The sequence below is a fragment of the Amycolatopsis sp. A1MSW2902 genome (assembly GCF_017312175.1).
In the GTDB taxonomy this organism is placed as follows: Bacteria; Actinomycetota; Actinomycetes; order Mycobacteriales; family Pseudonocardiaceae; genus Amycolatopsis; species Amycolatopsis nivea.
Window position 1 is genome coordinate 7942002 of record NZ_QJPO01000001.1, and the last position, 16527, is coordinate 7958528.

The 16527-nt window shown below is 68.0% G+C and carries 15 protein-coding genes, 1 pseudogene and 1 riboswitch; of the genes and pseudogenes, 11 read left to right on the top strand and 5 right to left on the bottom strand.

Annotated elements, in window-relative coordinates; all coding sequences use genetic code 11:
• The first annotated feature begins 613 nt into the window (after window positions 1-613).
• From DMP23_RS37110 to DMP23_RS37130, 5 genes and pseudogenes are all read left to right on the top strand, one after another.
• Complete coding sequence (locus tag DMP23_RS37110; RefSeq protein ID WP_037808268.1) at window positions 614-1720, top strand: PrsW family intramembrane metalloprotease; 1107 nt, start codon at window positions 614-616, stop codon at window positions 1718-1720.
• A gap of 247 nt (window positions 1721-1967) precedes the next feature.
• Window positions 1968-2882, top strand: a pseudogene (locus DMP23_RS37115) (Rossmann-like and DUF2520 domain-containing protein); the annotation flags it as partial.
• Window positions 2879-3787, top strand: a complete 909-nt coding sequence (panC, locus tag DMP23_RS37120) for a pantoate--beta-alanine ligase (RefSeq protein ID WP_037808266.1) — start codon at window positions 2879-2881, stop codon at window positions 3785-3787. The pseudogene DMP23_RS37115 and the gene panC, both read left to right, overlap by 4 nt.
• A 12-nt stretch (window positions 3788-3799) precedes the next feature.
• Window positions 3800-4294: an aspartate 1-decarboxylase gene (gene panD, locus DMP23_RS37125; RefSeq protein ID WP_043827144.1), complete on the top strand. Its 495-nt coding sequence runs from the start codon at window positions 3800-3802 to the stop codon at window positions 4292-4294.
• Between the two features lie 47 nt (window positions 4295-4341).
• The gene (locus DMP23_RS37130; RefSeq protein ID WP_037808260.1) at window positions 4342-5115 is read left to right on the top strand and encodes a type III pantothenate kinase; all 774 of its coding nucleotides are present in this window, start codon (window positions 4342-4344) and stop codon (window positions 5113-5115) included.
• Here DMP23_RS37130 and DMP23_RS37135 read toward each other — a convergent pair.
• Window positions 5112-5846: an SDR family oxidoreductase gene (locus DMP23_RS37135; protein WP_337823811.1), complete on the bottom strand. Its 735-nt coding sequence runs from the start codon at window positions 5844-5846 to the stop codon at window positions 5112-5114. The genes DMP23_RS37130 and DMP23_RS37135 overlap by 4 nt on opposite strands.
• Window positions 5847-5934: 88 nt before the next feature.
• Here DMP23_RS37135 and DMP23_RS37140 point away from each other — a divergent pair, with 88 nt between their 5' ends.
• Window positions 5935-6789, top strand: coding sequence for a sigma-70 family RNA polymerase sigma factor (locus DMP23_RS37140; protein WP_337823812.1), 855 nt, complete (start codon window positions 5935-5937; stop codon window positions 6787-6789).
• A 3-nt stretch (window positions 6790-6792) separates the two neighbouring features.
• On the opposite strand, the gene DMP23_RS37145 is transcribed toward DMP23_RS37140, so the two are convergent.
• Together DMP23_RS37145 and DMP23_RS37150 are read right to left on the bottom strand one after the other, a co-directional pair.
• Window positions 6793-7107, bottom strand: a complete 315-nt coding sequence (locus DMP23_RS37145; RefSeq protein ID WP_037808251.1) for a DMT family transporter — start codon at window positions 7105-7107, stop codon at window positions 6793-6795.
• Between the two features lie 33 nt (window positions 7108-7140).
• A riboswitch (guanidine-III (ykkC-III) riboswitch) is annotated at window positions 7141-7203 on the bottom strand.
• Between the two features lie 49 nt (window positions 7204-7252).
• The gene (locus DMP23_RS37150) at window positions 7253-8017 is read right to left on the bottom strand and encodes a class I SAM-dependent methyltransferase (RefSeq protein WP_337823813.1); all 765 of its coding nucleotides are present in this window, start codon (window positions 8015-8017) and stop codon (window positions 7253-7255) included.
• An 82-nt stretch (window positions 8018-8099) separates the two neighbouring features.
• Here DMP23_RS37150 and lysS point away from each other — a divergent pair, with 82 nt between their 5' ends.
• Both lysS and DMP23_RS37160 read left to right on the top strand, forming a co-directional pair.
• A complete protein-coding gene (gene lysS, locus DMP23_RS37155) occupies window positions 8100-9608 on the top strand; it encodes a lysine--tRNA ligase (RefSeq protein WP_134728478.1) in 1509 nt (502 codons plus the stop codon).
• 162 nt (window positions 9609-9770) lie between these two features.
• Entirely contained in the window at window positions 9771-10124 is a 354-nt protein-coding gene (locus DMP23_RS37160) for a histone-like nucleoid-structuring protein Lsr2 (protein WP_037354752.1), read from the top strand.
• Window positions 10125-10243: 119 nt separating this feature from the next.
• Here the strand turns inward: DMP23_RS37160 and DMP23_RS37165 are convergent, their stop codons facing one another.
• Window positions 10244-11071 (bottom strand): AraC family transcriptional regulator, encoded by an 828-nt coding sequence (locus tag DMP23_RS37165; RefSeq protein WP_337823814.1) that lies wholly within the window; start codon window positions 11069-11071, stop codon window positions 10244-10246.
• A gap of 68 nt (window positions 11072-11139) precedes the next feature.
• On the opposite strand from DMP23_RS37165, the gene DMP23_RS37170 reads away from it, so the two are divergent.
• Window positions 11140-11709 (top strand): TIGR03086 family metal-binding protein, encoded by a 570-nt coding sequence (locus DMP23_RS37170; RefSeq protein ID WP_037808245.1) that lies wholly within the window; start codon window positions 11140-11142, stop codon window positions 11707-11709.
• A gap of 18 nt (window positions 11710-11727) precedes the next feature.
• On the opposite strand, the gene DMP23_RS37175 is transcribed toward DMP23_RS37170, so the two are convergent.
• The gene (locus DMP23_RS37175) at window positions 11728-12543 is read right to left on the bottom strand and encodes a (2Fe-2S)-binding protein (RefSeq protein WP_336156697.1); all 816 of its coding nucleotides are present in this window, start codon (window positions 12541-12543) and stop codon (window positions 11728-11730) included.
• 374 nt (window positions 12544-12917) lie between these two features.
• Between DMP23_RS37175 and DMP23_RS37180 the strand changes: the two genes are divergently transcribed.
• Both DMP23_RS37180 and DMP23_RS37185 read left to right on the top strand, forming a co-directional pair.
• The gene (locus DMP23_RS37180; RefSeq protein ID WP_337823815.1) at window positions 12918-15467 is read left to right on the top strand and encodes an ATP-dependent Clp protease ATP-binding subunit; all 2550 of its coding nucleotides are present in this window, start codon (window positions 12918-12920) and stop codon (window positions 15465-15467) included.
• A 63-nt stretch (window positions 15468-15530) separates the two neighbouring features.
• Window positions 15531-16520: a hypothetical protein gene (locus tag DMP23_RS37185; protein ID WP_337823816.1), complete on the top strand. Its 990-nt coding sequence runs from the start codon at window positions 15531-15533 to the stop codon at window positions 16518-16520.
• Window positions 16521-16527 lie beyond the last annotated feature (7 nt).

Genomic DNA, 16527 nt, shown 5'->3' on the forward strand with positions numbered 1-16527 from the left:
CTGGGGTGGCTTGTCAAGGCGGGAAAGATGCCTTGACAAGCCACCCCAGACCGCAGGGGAGCTTCGTATCGGGGTGCGGGGGTGGTGTGGGTGCACTTCGAGTTGGGTGCATCGGTGGTGGTTTCGTTCGTGGTGGGGGTTGCGCCCCAATGTGGCGTTGGGTGCATGCCACGCACCCAATGTGGCGTTCGGTGCGTGGGACGCACCCAATGCCGCATTGGGGCGCTTCCCGAGCAGGCGTGGGGCGGGCGGGGCGCGCGAGGGTCGTGAGGGGAACCCTCACGGAATCAGATTCCCTCAGGGTGGCCCTCACGTACGCCAAAAAGCCGTGAAGGGCTCCTTCAGGGAATCCAGGTCCGTGAAGGAGCCCCTCACAGACCGGCCGCGGTGAGTGAGGGGAACCCTGGGGGAATCAGATTCCGTCAGGGTGGCCCTCACGAACTTCTGGGGGGCGCGAGATGAGGGTCACGAGGCATCGCGCGGAGGGCTGAACCCGGTGCGCCCAACCGGCATCCCTTGGGGGGCCTGCGTATGGTGACCGCTCGTGAACGGCACCCTTTCTGCCACGCCGCCTGGGTCTGCGTCCACGGGCTCTCGTTCGCGGCATATCACCGTGCTCCTTCCGGTGCTCGGGTTGATCGTCGTGGCGTTGTGCGGGCTTTTTCTCTTCGGGCTCGCGACTGCGCGCGTCGGGTGGCTGGCGGTCGCGATCGGGGTGGTTGCTGCGTTGGTGCCGGTCGGCGTGGTGGTTGCCGGGTTGCTCTGGGTTGATCGTTGGGAACCGGAGCCGGCGAAGTTGCTGCTGATTGCTTTCGCTTGGGGCGCTTGCATTGCCACGGTTACCGCGCTGCTGATCAATACCGGGGCCGAGGCGTTCGGTGACCTGCTTCTCGGGGGTGGCAACGGCAGCAAGGTGAGTGCGCTCGTCTCCGCGCCGCTGGTCGAGGAAGCCGCGAAGGGCGTTTTTGTCCTGTTGATCTTCTGGCGGCGCAACGAGGAATTCGACGGGATCGTCGACGGCGTCGTCTACGCGGGGTTCGCGGCCGCCGGGTTCGCCTTCACCGAGAACATCTATTACTTCGGCCGCGCCTTCGCTGACCACGGCTTCGGCAACGGGACCAGCTCCGGCGTGCTTGCCGCTTTCCTCGTGCGGGGGGTGCTTTCGCCGTTCACGCATCCGCTGTTCACCGCTATGACCGGCATCGGGTTCGGGATCGCGGCGCGGTACGCGCAGCGGTGGGTTCGGATTCTCGCGCCGCTCGCCGGGTATCTCGCCGGGGTCTTCCTGCACGCGCTCTGGAACGCGGCGGCCACGCTCAACGGCGGGAAGTCCTTTCTCACCTTGTACTTCCTCGTGATTTTGCCGCTGCTGATCGCCGCGATCTACGTGATCGTGTTGCAGCGGAGGCGAGAACAGCGGATTGTCGCCGCCGCGTTGCCGAAGATGGCGGCTGCGCGGTGGATCGCGCCGTCGGAGATCGAGTTGCTCGCCAGTCTTCCTGGGCGGCGGCAATGGCGGAAGCAGGCGCGCAAGCAGTCCGGGCGGGCGGCGGCGCGGGCGGTGGGCCGGTATCAGGCGAGCGTGACCGAGCTCGCATTCCTTCGTCGTACTCGGCTGCGCACCGAGCAGGACCGGCAGCGGCAGGAAGAGTTGTTGCAGGCACTGCGGGACGCGCGGGCGGATGCGGTGCGATTGGCGAACAATCGCGACAGTCGGTGAACATTCCCCGTCCGGGGTAGCTCGACCGTGCCAAAAGTGGCGCTCCACCGGGGGATTCGAGGGCACGGCGACCGCGGGAAGCCGAACGCCAATAGGGTACGGGCGCGATTGGACGCCCCGGGTGAAGCTGGTCACCCGGGCACCTCGAGCCAGCCGGGTCGGGGCTACTCTCGCGCCGTCGTCTGGTACCCGCGACGAAAGAGCGGGACTGGAACGAACATGAGGAGTTTCGAGCCATGAGCGTCCACAGGCGCACGCCATGAACCGACCGGCCCGCCTTGCCGTGGGCGTCGTTTCCGCCGGCCGCGTGGGCAGTGTCCTCGGTGCGGCATTGGCCAGGGCAGGCCACACCGTAGTCGCCGCTTCGGGGCTGTCCGCGGCTTCGCTGAACCGCGCGGAACGGCTGCTGCCGGATGTCCCCTTGCTGCCGCCCGACGAGGTCGTGCGGAGAGCGGATCTCGTCTTGCTCGCGTTGCCCGACGACGCGCTCGCCGGCACCGTCCGTGGTCTGGTCGCTACGAATTCGGTACGCGCGGGCCAGATCGTGGTGCACACCTCGGGTGCGCACGGCATCGACGTGCTGGCCCCGGTCGCGGAAGCCGGTGCGCTGCCGCTCGCGCTGCACCCGGTGCTCACCTTCACCGGACGCGAGGAAGACCTGGAACGCCTTGTCGCGGCAAGCATCGGCGTCACCGCGGCACCGGACGACGACGCGGCGTGGAACGTCGGCGAGGCGCTCGCCGTCGAGATGGGCGCCGAACCGGTGCGGGTTCCCGAATCCGCGCGGGCGCTGTACCACGCGGCGCTGGCGCACGGCGCGAATCACCTGATGACGCTCGTCGCCGACTGCACCGAAACCCTGCGCGGCGCCGGAATCGGGCATCCGGAACGACTCGTCGCACCGCTGCTTTCGGCGGCATTGGACAATGTCCTTCGCCACGGGGACCGCGCCCTCACCGGACCGGTCCCGCGTGGTGATCTCGGCACCGTCCGCAAGCACCTCGACGTGCTCACGGACCGGGCGCCGCAGATCGCCCCGGCCTACCGGGCGCTGGCCCGGCGCACGGCCGAACGGTCCCGCGCGGCGGGCCTGCTCGATCCCGCGGCCGCGGGCGAACTGACCGATCTTCTCGCCGACCCCGCTGAAGGACAGACCCCGTGACGACACCGAAATTCCAGCGCGGAACGCTCAACACGTTCCAGCCGCCCGAGCACATCAGCAAGGTGAGCTGGGGCCTGCGCAGCGTCGGCCGGAAGGTCGCGCTCGTGCCCACCATGGGCGCGCTGCACGACGGCCACCGCGAGCTGCTGCGCCGCGCGAAGCGGCTGCCGAACACCGTCGTCGCCGCGTCGATCTTCGTGAACCCGTTGCAGTTCGGCGAGGGCGAGGACTTCGAGGCGTACCCGCGCCAGCTCGAAGCCGACTTGGCGACATTGTCCGAAGCGGGCGTCGAACTGGCCTTCACACCCAAGGCTTCGGACCTGTATGCGGACAACGCGATGGTCACCGTGAATCCGGGCCCGCTCGGCGACGAGCTCGAGGGAGCTGTGCGGCCCGGGCATTTCTCCGGGGTGCTGACGGTCGTCGCGAAGCTGTTCAACCTGCTGCGCCCGGATTACGCGTTCTTCGGGGAGAAGGACTACCAGCAGCTGGTGCTGATCAAGCGGATGGTGGCGGACCTGAACATCGACACCCGCGTCATCGGGGTGCCGACGGTCCGGGAACGGGACGGTCTCGCGCTGTCCTCGCGCAATGTCTACCTGACGCCGGAACAACGGGAAGACGCCGTGGTGCTGTCGGCCGCTCTGTCGGCCGGGGCGCACGTCGGACGGGACGGGGCGGAGGCCGTGCTGGACATGGCGCGCAAGACGCTCGCGGCCCGACCCCAGGTGGAAGTGGATTACCTGGAATTGAGGGGAACCGATTTGGGGCCGGCGCCCGTCGACGGTGAGGCGCGGTTGCTGGTCGCGGCCCGGGTGGGGAGTACCCGGCTGATCGACAACGCGGGAGTGCTGCTCGGAAAAGCCGTGGAACATCCGAGCGGGGATCCGGACGCAGGGGAATAGGGAGAGTCCACGATGTATCGCACGATGCTGAAATCGAAGATCCACCGGGCCACGGTGACCCAGGCCGACCTGCACTACGTGGGCTCGGTCACGGTCGACGAGGACCTGATGGAGGCCGCCGATCTGCTCGAGGGCGAGCAGGTGTCCATTGTGGACGTCACGAACGGCGCCCGGCTGGAAACCTATGTCATCACCGGCGAGCGCGGCAGCGGCGTGCTCGGCATCAACGGAGCCGCCGCGCACCTGGTGCACCCGGGCGACCTCGTCATCCTGATCGCCTACGGGCAGATGGACGACGCGGAGGCGCGCGCGTACCGGCCGCGAGTGATCTTTGTGGACGATTACAACCGGATCGTCGAGCGCGGGGACGACCCGGCGCACGCCCCGGACGGATCGGGCCTGCTGAGCGGCACGGTCACGCTGCCCGAAGAGGACACGATGACGTTCCCGGTGGCCGAAACCGCGGACGCGCGCCGGCTCGACGCGTTGCTGCACGCCGAAAACTGACCGATCGACGGCGGACGATTCGCGGGCCGCGGTAAGGAAAGACCTCGTTGCTGCTCACTGTCGACGTCGGGAACACCAACATCAATCTCGGTCTCTACCAGGGAACCGAGCTCCTCGGCGACTGGCGGATGCGCACCGACGCGCAGATGACCGCGGACGAACTCGCGCTGACCATGCGGGGCCTGCTCGGCCCGCACGCCGACGCGGTCACCGGGATCAGCGCGCTGTCCACGGTTCCCGCGGTGCTGCGGGAATTGCGGGTGATGCTCGGCCGCTATTACGCGCGGGTGCCGAAGATCGTCGTCGAGCCCGGCGTGCGCACCGGCGTCGCGCTGCTGGTGGACAATCCGAAGGAAGTCGGCGCGGACCGGCTCGTGAACACCCTCGCCGCGCACCATTTGCACGCCACCGCGTGCGTGGTGGTCGATTTCGGCACCTCCACGAACGTCGACGCGATCTCGGCCCGGGGCGAATTCCTCGGCGGGGCGTTCGCCCCGGGCATCGAGATCTCGGTGGACGCGCTCGCCGCCCGCGCGGCCGCGCTGCGCAAGGTGGAACTCGTCCCGCCCCGTTCGGTGATCGGCAAGAACACCGTGGAATGCCTGCAGTCCGGCATTCTGTACGGGTTCGCCGGCCAGGTCGACGGGCTCGTGCGACGGATTGTGCGCGAATTGCAGCACGACAGCGCAGAACCGGTCACGGTGATCGCCACCGGCGGGCTCGCCCCGTTGGTGCTGGGCGAATCCGAGACGATCAAGGAACACGTGCCGGACCTGACGCTGCTCGGCCTGCGGCTGGTGTACGAACGGAATGTGCGTTAGCCGATCTGCTCGGCGAGGTAATCCTCGAAAGTGCGGGCGCCGGTGTCCGCGTCGAGGTTGAGGTTGCCGTCCGCGCGATAGACCTTTCCGGCCGCGCCGGGAATGCGCACCGGCATTTTCAGCCGCCGTCGTCCGCGAGCCCGCAAAAACTTGTCGACCAGCTCGCCCATGCCGTACACCTTGGGCCCGGCCAGATCCCGTACCCGCCCGGCCGGGTCGCCGAGCGCCAGCTGCGCGATCCGCTCGGCCACCTCCCGGACGTCGACCGGCTGGAAATTGATCGCGGGAACCGGCACGACCGGCAGTTTCGCCACCGCCTGCACGGCATTGAGACAGAAACCGTGGAACTGGGCGGCGCGGAGGATGGTCGAGGGCACGCCCGACGCGGCGACGAGCTTTTCGGCCTCGTGCTTGCGGCGGAAATAACCCAGCGGCACCACGTCCGCGGCGATCACCGAAATGAAAACCAGATGGCCGACTCCGGCGCGTTCGGCCGCGCGGACCAGATTCCCCGTCGCGACGTCGTCGCCCTTCGGACCGCCCGCCAGGTGCACGACGATGTCGGCGCCGTCGATCGCGGGAGCCAGTCCTTCGCCGGTCATCAGGTCGCAGGCGAACCGGTCGGGGCCGTTCGCGGTGCGGCTGAGGACGCGCACCTTCGCGTCGCCGAGCGCGGGAACGACCAGTGTGCCGAGGGTTCCGGTGCCGCCGGTGACCAAGATCGTCGTCATGACAATTCCTTCCGGGTACAGTGCCGCTGGGCTTGGGCACTGGGGGTGTCCTACTGGGATGAACCCGGCCGTGAAGGAGATGTGACACGTGGACGGCAGAGACCTGCTCGCGGCTCAATTCGAGGAGCAACGTCCACGGTTGCGCGGAGTCGCGTACCGGATGCTCGGGTCGTTGAGCGAGGCCGACGACGCGGTGCAGGAAGCCTGGCTGCGCGTCGACAGCGCGGACCTTTCCGCAGTGCAGAATTTGCCTGCCTGGCTCACGACTGTGGTCGCGCGGGTGTGCCTGAACCTGTTGCGCACGCGCGAACGCCGTCGGGAGGATTCGCTGGACGCGTTCCCGCTCGACCGCGGCGACGACGGCGCGGACCTCGCCGAAGAAGCCCAGCTGGCCGATTCCGTCGGCCTGGCGATGCTGGTAGTGCTCGACGTCCTCGGTCCGGCCGAGCGGATCGCGTTCGTGCTGCACGACATGTTCGCCGTGCCCTTCGAGGACATCGCGCAGATCCTGGACCGCAATCCGGCGGCGGTCCGGCAGCTGGCCAGCCGAGCCCGCCGCCGGGTGCGTGGCGGAGAAGCCGGACCGGCCGATGCGAGCAAGCGGCGCGGGGTCGTCGAGGCGTATCTGGCCGCGGCTCGCGAGGGAGACTTCGCGGGACTGTTGAAGGTGCTCGACCCAGACGTCGTGCTGCACTCGGACACCGGCGCGGCCCCGGTGGTGCTGCGCGGTGTCCGAGCGGTCAGCAAGGGCGCGCTGCTCGCTTCGGAAATGGCGCGCAGCACGCAGGTCGCGGTGGTCGACGGCGTTCCCGGATTGGTGCTCGCCCCGCGCGGCAGGCTGGCCGTGGTTCTCAAGTTCGTTTTCGACGGCGACTTGATTGCCGGGATCGACGTGATTTCCGCGCCGGAGCGGCTGCGCGGGCTGGAGATCGCGCTCGGATGAAGCTCAGTGGAACAGTTTCAGCCCGACGACCCCGGCGACAATCAGCACGAGACAGGTGATCCGGCCGACGGTGAGCGGATCGTTCATCGCGACGATCCCGTACACCGCGGTCCCCACCGCGCCGATGCCGACCCACACCGCGTATCCGGTGCCGAGCGGAATTTCGCGCAATGAATACGCGAGGCCGGACATGCTGAGCAGCAGCGCGCCGCCGAACAGCACGCTCGGCCAGAGCCTGCTGAAGCCTTTCGAGGCGCCGAGCGCCGCGGCCCACACGGTTTCGAGAAATCCGGAAACAACAAGAACGAGCCAGGCCATGATCGAGAACCTTTCGCAGTGACGGATGCGTTCACTGCGCCGTCTTGTCGTCACCGGGTACGACGCGCTCGTCCGGGGCGGGAGCACCGCCGCTTCCGAAATTAGCACTCCCGGCCCGCGGCAAGGTGGTGATTTCGGTCGCCGCTCAGCCCCGGCGAGCCCGCATCACCGTCGTGACCAGTGGATAGTCGAATTCGCCTGTTCCCGTCTCCGGAACGGATTCCAGGTACTCCCTGGCTCGCGCGAGCGTCCGGTCGCGGTCCGGCTCCGAAGCGACGAGCAGATGCGAATGCGTGGCCACGGTCGCCAGCAGCGAATCGATCGAGCGCCGGTGCGTGTGGGCGAACCGGTCCTGTTCGAACGGGCCGAAGCCGTCCGCGCGCAGCGGTTGCGCCGAATCGGCGAACCCGCGGCTGATGCCCGTGCGGACCAGCCGGGCGAATTCGAGCACCCACGGCACTGATTCGTCGTCGTGATTCCACAGCGCCACGACGGCCCCTCCCGGCCGCAGCACCCGGCGGATCTGCGCGAACGCCGGCGCCAAATCGAACCAGTGCAGGGCCTGTCCGATGAACACCGCGTCCACCGACGCGTCCGGAAGCGGAATGTCCTCGGCCTTGCCGAGCAGTGCGGGAACGTCCGGCAGTCGCCGGGACAGTTCGGCGAGCATGTCCGCATCGGGTTCCACCGCGGTCACCGAGCGGCCGAGGCCGGCCAGCCCCGCGGTGAGTTTTCCGGTGCCCGCCGCGAGGTCCAGCACCTCGCGTACCGGTCGGTTTGCTCCGGACATCCCCCATTCGAGTGCGGCCAGGGGATAGTCCGGCCGGTGCCGGGCGTAGGCGCCTGCCTGGTCGCCGAACGAAGAAGCCCGCCGGGCGTGCAGTTCCGCATCAGTGCCGGGATCGCTCACGAGTAACCACCCTAATACCGTGAGTGCCCCGGTAGGGGAATCCGGTTGACGCGGTTCACCAGCGGCTTCGTACGCTATGGCCATGACCGAATTCCCCGCGTCCGACGCACTGCCCGATGACGACCTGCCCGAACAGATGCGGGTGCGCCGGGACAAGCGCGACCGGATAATCGCGGAGGGCGCCGATCCTTACCCGGTAGAGGTTCCGCGTACGCACACTCTCGCGCAGATCCGTGCCGAACATTCCGGTCTCGAAGCCGACACCAGCACCGGTCAGTCGGTCGGCGTCACCGGTCGCGTCATGTTTCTCCGCAATACGGGCAAACTGTGTTTCGCCACTCTTCGTGAGGGCGACGGCACGGAACTGCAGGCGATGCTGAGTCTCGCGCAGGTCGGCGCCGAGTCGCTCGCCTCGTGGAAGTCCACTGTCGATCTCGGCGACCACGTATTCGTGCACGGCGAGGTGATCACCTCGAAGCGCGGCGAGCTTTCCGTGCTGGCCGACAGCTGGCAGATCGCGGCGAAGTCGCTGCGCCCGCTGCCGGTGGCGTTCAAGGAGCTGGCCGAGGAAACGCGAATCCGGCAGCGTTATGTCGATCTGATTATGCGGCCGAAGGCGCGCGACGTGGTGCGCACACGCTCCGGCGTGATGCGTTCGCTGCGGGAGTCGTTCCACCGCCGGGGATTCACCGAGGTCGAGACGCCGATGCTGCAGACGCTGCACGGCGGAGCCGCGGCCCGGCCGTTCGTCACGCATTCCAATGCCTTCGACCTCGAGCTGTTCCTGCGCATCGCGCCGGAGCTGTACCTCAAGCGCTGTGTGGTCGGCGGCATCGAGAAGGTTTTCGAGATCAACCGGAACTTCCGCAACGAGGGCAGCGACTCCTCGCACTCGCCGGAGTTCGCGATGCTGGAGTACTACGAGGCGTACGCCACTTACGACACGAATGCCGTGATGACGCGCGAACTCATCCAGGAGGCCGCGGAGAACGTGCTCGGCACCCAGGTCGTCACTCTCGCCGACGGAACCGAGTACGACCTTTCCGGCGAATGGACGACACTCGGCATGTACGAGTCGCTCTCGGAAGCGCTCGGCGAGGAAGTGACGCCGGATACTCCCGCCGAAGCACTGCACAAGATCGCCGCGGCGCGCGAGATCGAGGTGGATCCCAAGCTAGCGCACGGCAAACTCGTTGAGGAACTGTGGGAACATCTCGTCGGCGACGGACTGCACGCCCCCACATTTGTCCGCGATTTCCCGCTCGAGACGTCTCCGCTCACCCGGCAGCACCGCACCCGCGCGGGCGTGGCCGAGAAGTGGGACCTGTACGTGCGCGGATTCGAACTCGCCACCGGATACTCCGAGCTGGTGGATCCGGTCGTGGAACGGCAGCGGCTCACCGAACAGGCGCGGCTCGCCGCTGCCGGGGATAGCGAGGCCATGCGTCTCGACGAGGATTTCCTCCGCGCGCTCGAGTACGGAATGCCGCCGAGCGGCGGGGTCGGAATGGGGATCGACCGGCTGCTCATGGCACTGACCGGGCTCGGTATCCGGGAGACGATCCTCTTCCCGCTCGTACGTCCTGAATAGGTCGCGGCCCCGTCGCGCGGTCGGATTTTCTCAATGCGGATTTGCCTACGGCGGGGCAAGCGGGTATTAATATGGGTGTCAAAGACTTCTGTAGCTCGGGGCTTGCCCCGAAACCAGATCATGTAGCCAGATCATTCGGGCAAGCCCCGCAGGAGGAATCAGATGGCACAGAAGGTGCTGGTCTCTCTGGTCGACGACCTCGACGGCAGTGAGGCGGAAGAGACCGTTGAGTTCGGTTTGGACGGTGTGAGCTACCAGATCGACCTGTCGAGCGAAAACGCCGAGGAACTGCGGGACGCGCTGGCGCAGTATGTCGAGCACGCGCGCCGCGCCGGCGGCCGCAAGCGCGCGCCGCTGCGTCCGGTCGCCGGCGGCAAGTCCCCGGCCCGCCCGGCCGCGGTCGACCGCGAGCAGAACCAGGCGATTCGCGCGTGGGCCCGCAAGAACGGTTTCCAGGTTTCCGACCGCGGGCGCATCCCGTCGGAGGTCGTCGAGGCTTACCACAAGAAGAACTGACCGGGCATTTCCGGAACTCGTGGATGCGGTCCTCCGGTTAGCGAACCGGAGACCCCCTTCGCGGACTGCCTGCCAAACGGCCGTCGGGAACATTCCCGGCGGCCGTTTGGCGTTCCGGATTAGTTTCCCGGCTTTGCGCCGTCCGGCGCGCCCGACATCAGCCGGCGAGCGGAGCGCGCGTACTCCGCGGGAGGCGCTCCGGTCACCGCGCGGAAATCGCGGATGAAGTGAGGTTGGTTGCTATAGCCCAGCCGAGTCGCCAGATCTGCGTAATCCGGCGGGATCGGTGCGGCGAGCAACCGCGCGGCTTCGTTGAGGCGGTAAATCCGGATCGCCCACTTCGGCGTTGTTCCGACGTGCTCGGCGAACAACCGCTGCACCGCCCGGACGGACAGTCCGAGTGCCGCCGCCAGTTCCGCGACCTTGGTGATCCCCGGATCCGCGGCGATTGTTTCCACCGCGTCGGCAGCCGCCCGGGTCGCTCGCGGAATGGGACGGCGGCGTGCGATCAGCAAGTTGTCGATTGCATTGATCATTTCCGCGTCGGTCCGCGCATTCCGGATGGATTTTTCCGCGAGCGCGGCGTCCGGCCCGAAGACCTCGGCCACGTCCGCCGCGCGATCGGCGAGGGTGCGCACCGGGGCGTCGAGGAACGGGCGGAAACAGCCGGGCCGGATCCTCGCCCCGATCCCGTGTACGCGTCCGGTGAGCCGGTGCGTGAAAAGCTGGTGCGCCGGACCGTAAACCCCGCACGCGCCGGGAAAGAACGTCACGTGCACCGACAGATTCGGCAGCACGTGCTGGTCGTGGGGTTCGGTCAGGTCCCAGCGCAGGATCCAGTGGTGTTCCACGAATTCGCGCAGTTCCGGGGCGGGCGGATGCCGGGTCAGCGTGAACTTGGTGCGAGCCGTCCGCTCGTTCAGGATGCCGCTCGGGATCCGCCGCATGGCTGAAAACAGTAGTGCGTCGCGTAATTTCAAGACGGCCGCCGAACCCGGGTGGTTGGCTCGGGAGCATGTCGAATCACTCCGGACTGCTCGCCCCGGCCGCCGCCGAACTGCGGCGTGTCGCGGCGGCCGCTCCGTCGCTGACCGCGCCCACCGCGTGCGCCGACTACGACGTTCGCGGCCTCCTCAACCACCTTCTCTACTGGGGCCCGTGGCTCGCCGCCGCGATCCGGCACGAGCCTTACGAACCGCCCGCGCCGACCGAAGCCGAGGCGTCCCTCGTCGGCGACGACTGGCCGAAGGCGTTGGAAGCGATGACCGACAACGTGCTCGCCGCACTCGCCCCGGCAGAGGCGTGGACCGGCACCATCACCTTCGGCGGTTCCGAGCTGCCCGCCGCGGTCGTCGGAGACATGGTGCTCGGCGAGCTCGTCCTGCATGCCTGGGACCTGACGCGGGCGAGCGGCACGGAGCTGAACTGTCCGGACGAAACTGCCGAGGTTGTTCTCGCGTTCGCGGCGGGGATGGGCGAGCAGGCCCGCAAGGGCGGCGTCTTCGGCCCGGAAGTCGCGGTGCCGGAAACCGCGCCGGTGCTGCATCGGGCGCTGGGCGCGACGGGCCGGGACCCGTACGCCTGAAAGATCACTCGATGGAGATCATCGGGGACAGGTGCGCGGACAGCTGTCGCATTCCGCCTCGCCGGGTAGGAGATAGGAGAAGCAACAGCTCTCCCGGCGGCGTTCCCAAACCCGGTGTCCGTCGTCGTTGACCGCCATTCGCAAGGTGGACGCCGAGGTCAGCGGGCGGTACTGCGCGTCGAGCACCAGCGCGGCATCCGCGACGCCAGCGCCTTCGGACTCGGCTGTCCCGCCTTGCCGGCCAACCCGCCACAGCGCGCCGTCCAGCGCGTCTGTGGCGGCCGCCCAGAGCATGCGGCGGCCGAGCCGGGTGCCAGGGGCGTAGGCGCGGACGAAGCGGGCAGCGTGGCCGACGAACTGCGCGCGCAGCACCGCGGCCAGCGCGCGCTCGTCGCGGACGACGGTCGCCTCGGGGCGGACGCTGCCCGGGTCGGTGGGCAGGCAATAGAAGGCGTCGCTGAGCACGGCCATGCCCTCGGGATGCGGTCGATCGGGGCCGAGGCCGAACGCGAGCTGCTCCGGCTTCAGCGACGGCACCCGGCGCTCGTGGTGCAGCAGCAGCGCGCCCACGTACGCGGGGACGTACAGGTACCAAGACATCACGTAGCTGGCCGCCGTGCGCGCGGGTGCCGCGCCGTGCTGGTCGAGGAGCCAGTCGGTCAGCCGGGACCGCCACTCGGCGAACAGCTCGGGCTGTTCCAGGAGGTCAGCGCAGCGGAACCAGCCCTCGGGGACGTCGCGGCGCAGTTCGTACCGGGCGCTGGTGCGCAGCAGGGAGGACGCGAGACCGTCGCCGATCTCGCGGGCGTCGTCGCGCGAGCGCTGCGGGTTCACCGGTCCACCCCCTGTTCTGGGCACAGCCTGCATTAGGTGTGCCTAACCTTACATACGGCGCGGCATTGCGCCAATCGGGTGGCCAAGGGGTGAGACCACCCGGACGCGCGGGGGTGTTCGCGCTGAGCGGACAGGGGCGCCGGGGCGGAATCCTGATCCGGTCCCGTACGTTCGAGAGGGAGTAAAGGTGCAGCGCAACCGGATGAGCAGCGGTGACCGACCGGGTCGCCGTCCGGGTGCGAAGGGGCCGCCGGAAGCCGTAGTGGTACGCAAGCGCGACCGCTTGGCTACTAGAGTGGTCTCACGGTGCTGTCCGCCGCGGACGCGATCCGCGGAGGTTACGGGCCGCCGACGCAGCAGTCGAGGGAGTGCGCATGTTTGAGAGGTTCACCGACCGCGCGAGGCGGGTGGTCGTCCTGGCCCAAGAAGAGGCCCGGATGCTCAACCACAACTACATCGGCACCGAGCACATCCTCCTGGGTCTGATCCACGAGGGTGAGGGTGTCGCCGCCAAGGCGCTGGAGTCGCTGGGCATCGCCCTCGAGGGCGTGCGCCAGCAGGTCGAGGAGATCATCGGCCAGGGCCAGCAGGCGCCGAGCGGGCACATCCCGTTCACGCCGCGGGCGAAGAAGGTGCTGGAGCTGTCGCTGCGCGAGGCGCTGCAGCTCGGCCACAACTACATCGGCACGGAGCACATCCTGCTCGGCCTGATCCGCGAGGGCGAGGGCGTCGCCGCCCAGGTGCTCGTGAAGCTGGGCGCGGACCTCAACCGGGTCCGCCAGCAGGTGCTGCAGCTCCTGTCGGGCTACCAGACCGGCGAGAAGTCCGCCGAGAGCGGTTCCGGCCGCGGCGAGGGCACCCCGTCCTCCTCGCTGGTGCTCGACCAGTTCGGCCGCAACATGACCGTGCTCGCCCGCGAGGGCAAGCTCGACCCGGTCATCGGGCGCGGCAAGGAGATCGAGCGGGTCATGCAGGTGCTGTCCCGCCGGACCAAGAACAACCCGGTGCTCATCGGCGAGCCCGGCGTCGGCAAGACCGCCGTCGTCGAGGGGCTCGCGCAGAGCATCGTCAAGGGCGAGGTGCCCGAGACGCTCAAGGACAAGCAGCTCTACACCCTCGACCTCGGCTCGCTGGTCGCCGGTTCCCGGTACCGCGGTGACTTCGAAGAGCGCCTGAAGAAGGTGCTCAAGGAGATCAAGACCCGCGGCGACATCATCCTGTTCATCGACGAGCTGCACACGCTCGTCGGCGCGGGCGCCGCCGAGGGCGCGATCGACGCGGCGTCGATCCTGAAGCCGATGCTGGCCCGCGGCGAGCTGCAGACGATCGGTGCGACCACGCTCGAGGAGTACCGCAAGTACATCGAGAAGGACGCCGCGCTGGAGCGCCGCTTCCAGCCGATCCAGGTGGGCGAGCCGTCGCTCGAGCACACGATCGAGATCCTGAAGGGCCTGCGCGACCGGTACGAGGCGCACCACCGCGTCTCGATCACCGACTCGGCGCTGGTCGCGGCCGCGACGCTGGCCGACCGCTACATCAACGACCGGTTCCTGCCGGACAAGGCGATCGACCTGATCGACGAGGCCGGGGCCCGGATGCGCATCCGCCGGATGACCGCTCCGCCGGACCTGCGCGAGTTCGACGAGAAGATCGCCGACGTGCGCCGGGACAAGGAGTCCGCGATCGACGCGCAGGACTTCGAGCGGGCCGCGCGCCTTCGCGACGAGGAGAAGCAGCTCCTCGGCCAGAAGGGCGAGCGGGAGAAGCAGTGGAAGGACGGCGACCTCGACGTCGTCGCCGAGGTGGACGACGAGCAGATCGCGGAGGTGCTGGCCAACTGGACCGGCATCCCGGTGTTCAAGCTCACCGAGGAGGAGACCACCCGGCTGCTGCGCATGGAGGACGAGCTCCACAAGCGCATCATCGGCCAGGAGGACGCGGTCAAGGCCGTCTCCCAGGCGATCCGCCGTACGCGTGCGGGTCTGAAGGACCCGAAGCGCCCGTCCGGTTCGTTCATCTTCGCCGGCCCGTCCGGTGTCGGTAAGACCGAGCTGTCGAAGGCGCTGGCGTCCTTCCTGTTCGGCGAGGACGACGCGCTCATCCAGATCGACATGGGCGAGTTCCACGACCGCTACACCGCTTCGCGGCTCTTCGGCGCCCCTCCGGGCTACGTCGGCTACGAAGAGGGCGGGCAGCTGACCGAGAAGGTGCGGCGCAAGCCGTTCTCGGTGGTGCTTTTCGACGAGATCGAAAAGGCGCACCAGGAGATCTACAACACCCTCCTGCAGGTGCTCGAAGACGGCCGCCTCACCGACGGTCAGGGCCGCACGGTCGACTTCAAGAACACCGTGCTGATCTTCACCTCGAACCTGGGCACCTCGGACATCTCGAAGTCCGTGAGCCTCGGCTTCTCTTCCGGGTCGGGCGCGACCGACCGCTACGAGAAGATGAAGCAGAAGGTCAACGAGGAAATGAAGAAGCATTTCCGCCCGGAGTTCCTGAACCGGATCGACGACATCATCGTCTTCCACCAGCTCAACCAGGAACAGATCATCCAGATGGTGGATCTGATGATCGGCCGGGTCGAGACGCAGCTCAAGGCCAAGGACATGGAGATCGAGCTCACCGAAAAGGCGAAGGCGCTGCTGGCCAAGCGCGGCTTCGACCCGGTGCTCGGCGCCCGGCCGCTGCGTCGCACGATCCAGCGCGAGATCGAGGACCAGCTGTCGGAGAAGATCCTCTTCGGCGAGGTCGAAGCGGGTCAGATCATCGTGGTCGACGTCGAGGGCTGGAGCGGCAACCCGGAGGACCGCGACGACGAGGCGCACTTCACCTTCCGCGGGGAGAAGCGTCCGTCCTCGGTTCCCGACGCTCCGCCGGTGAGCATCGGCGCCGCCGAGAACGGCGAAGCCGAGAACGAGTGAGTTAAGCAAGGAAAAAGGGCGGCTCCCAGGTTTGGGGGCCGCCCTTTTCTCTATCGTCGGGTTATGGGGTCTTCTTCGAGAATCTCGCGGCACGCCACGGCGAGCACCGGTCTTTCGCTGCTGAGCGACCGGCAGCTCACCGAACGGCTGGAATCCGCCGAGGTGCTGTCGGAAGGAATCGGCGGCACCGGTGCCCGGCTGGATGTCGACGGAGTCCCGGTCTTCGCGAAGCGGGTTCCGCTCACCGCACTGGAGCGGCAGCATCCGCATTCGACGGCCAATCTCTATGGCCTGCCTGCCTTTTGCCATTACGGCCTAGGTTCGCCGGAGGGCTCGGCGTGGCGAGAACTGGCGCTGCACACCATGGCGAACGGCTGGGTCCTCAGTGGTGCGTGCGAGAACTTCCCACTGCTGCACCATTGGCGGATCCTGCCAGTCCCCTCGGGCCGGGTGCCAGACCGTCCGTTGGAAGAAGATGTCGAGTACTGGGGCGGCTCCAAGGCGGTCCGTAAGCGACTCACGGAATTGCGGGATGCTTCGTCGAGTGTTGTTTTGTTCTGCGAGTATTTCCCGACCGATGTGCATCGGTGGCTGCCTGGCCATCTGGATCAGGTCGAGCGCCTTGCCGGGCAGGTCGCCGAGACGCTCTCGTTCCTTCGTGCACAGGGAGTTCTGCACTTCGACAACCACTTCGAGAACTTCCTAACCGACGGCGAGCGGTTCGTCCTGACCGATTTCGGCTTGTCCTTCGCGCGCCGGTTCGATCTGACCGCGGAGGAGATGGCGTTCGCGGAGCTGAATGCGGGGCATGACCGGGCTTATGGGTCGATGTATCTGGTGAACTGGCTGGTGACCGAGGTGTGCGGGACGTGGGACCGAGAGAGCCGCCTGACCGCGGTCCGCCGCGCGGCTGCCGGGGAGCTTTCGTTGCCCTCGCCGGTCGCTGAAGTGGTGGCTCGCCATGCCGCGGTGGCGGTGGAGATGAACGCCTTTTACGTGCGGTTGCTGGAGGACCGGGAGACGCCTTTTCCGGCGGAGGTTTTCGAGGGGTAGGCGCTCA

Excerpts from the sequence above, each read along its gene's own strand:
- lysS (WP_134728478.1), top strand. The coding sequence starts at position 8,100 with ATGACCGAATTCCCCGCGTCCGACGCACTGCCCGATGACGACCTGCCC.
- DMP23_RS37180 (WP_337823815.1), top strand. The coding sequence starts at position 12,918 with ATGTTTGAGAGGTTCACCGACCGCGCGAGGCGGGTGGTCGTCCTGGCC.
- DMP23_RS37170 (WP_037808245.1), top strand. The coding sequence starts at position 11,140 with ATGTCGAATCACTCCGGACTGCTCGCCCCGGCCGCCGCCGAACTGCGG.
- DMP23_RS37160 (WP_037354752.1), top strand. The coding sequence starts at position 9,771 with ATGGCACAGAAGGTGCTGGTCTCTCTGGTCGACGACCTCGACGGCAGT.
- panD (WP_043827144.1), top strand. The coding sequence starts at position 3,800 with ATGTATCGCACGATGCTGAAATCGAAGATCCACCGGGCCACGGTGACC.
- DMP23_RS37185 (WP_337823816.1), top strand. The coding sequence starts at position 15,531 with ATGGGGTCTTCTTCGAGAATCTCGCGGCACGCCACGGCGAGCACCGGT.
- DMP23_RS37165 (WP_337823814.1), bottom strand. The coding sequence starts at position 11,071 with ATGCGGCGGATCCCGAGCGGCATCCTGAACGAGCGGACGGCTCGCACC.
- DMP23_RS37135 (WP_337823811.1), bottom strand. The coding sequence starts at position 5,846 with ATGACGACGATCTTGGTCACCGGCGGCACCGGAACCCTCGGCACACTG.
- DMP23_RS37145 (WP_037808251.1), bottom strand. The coding sequence starts at position 7,107 with ATGGCCTGGCTCGTTCTTGTTGTTTCCGGATTTCTCGAAACCGTGTGG.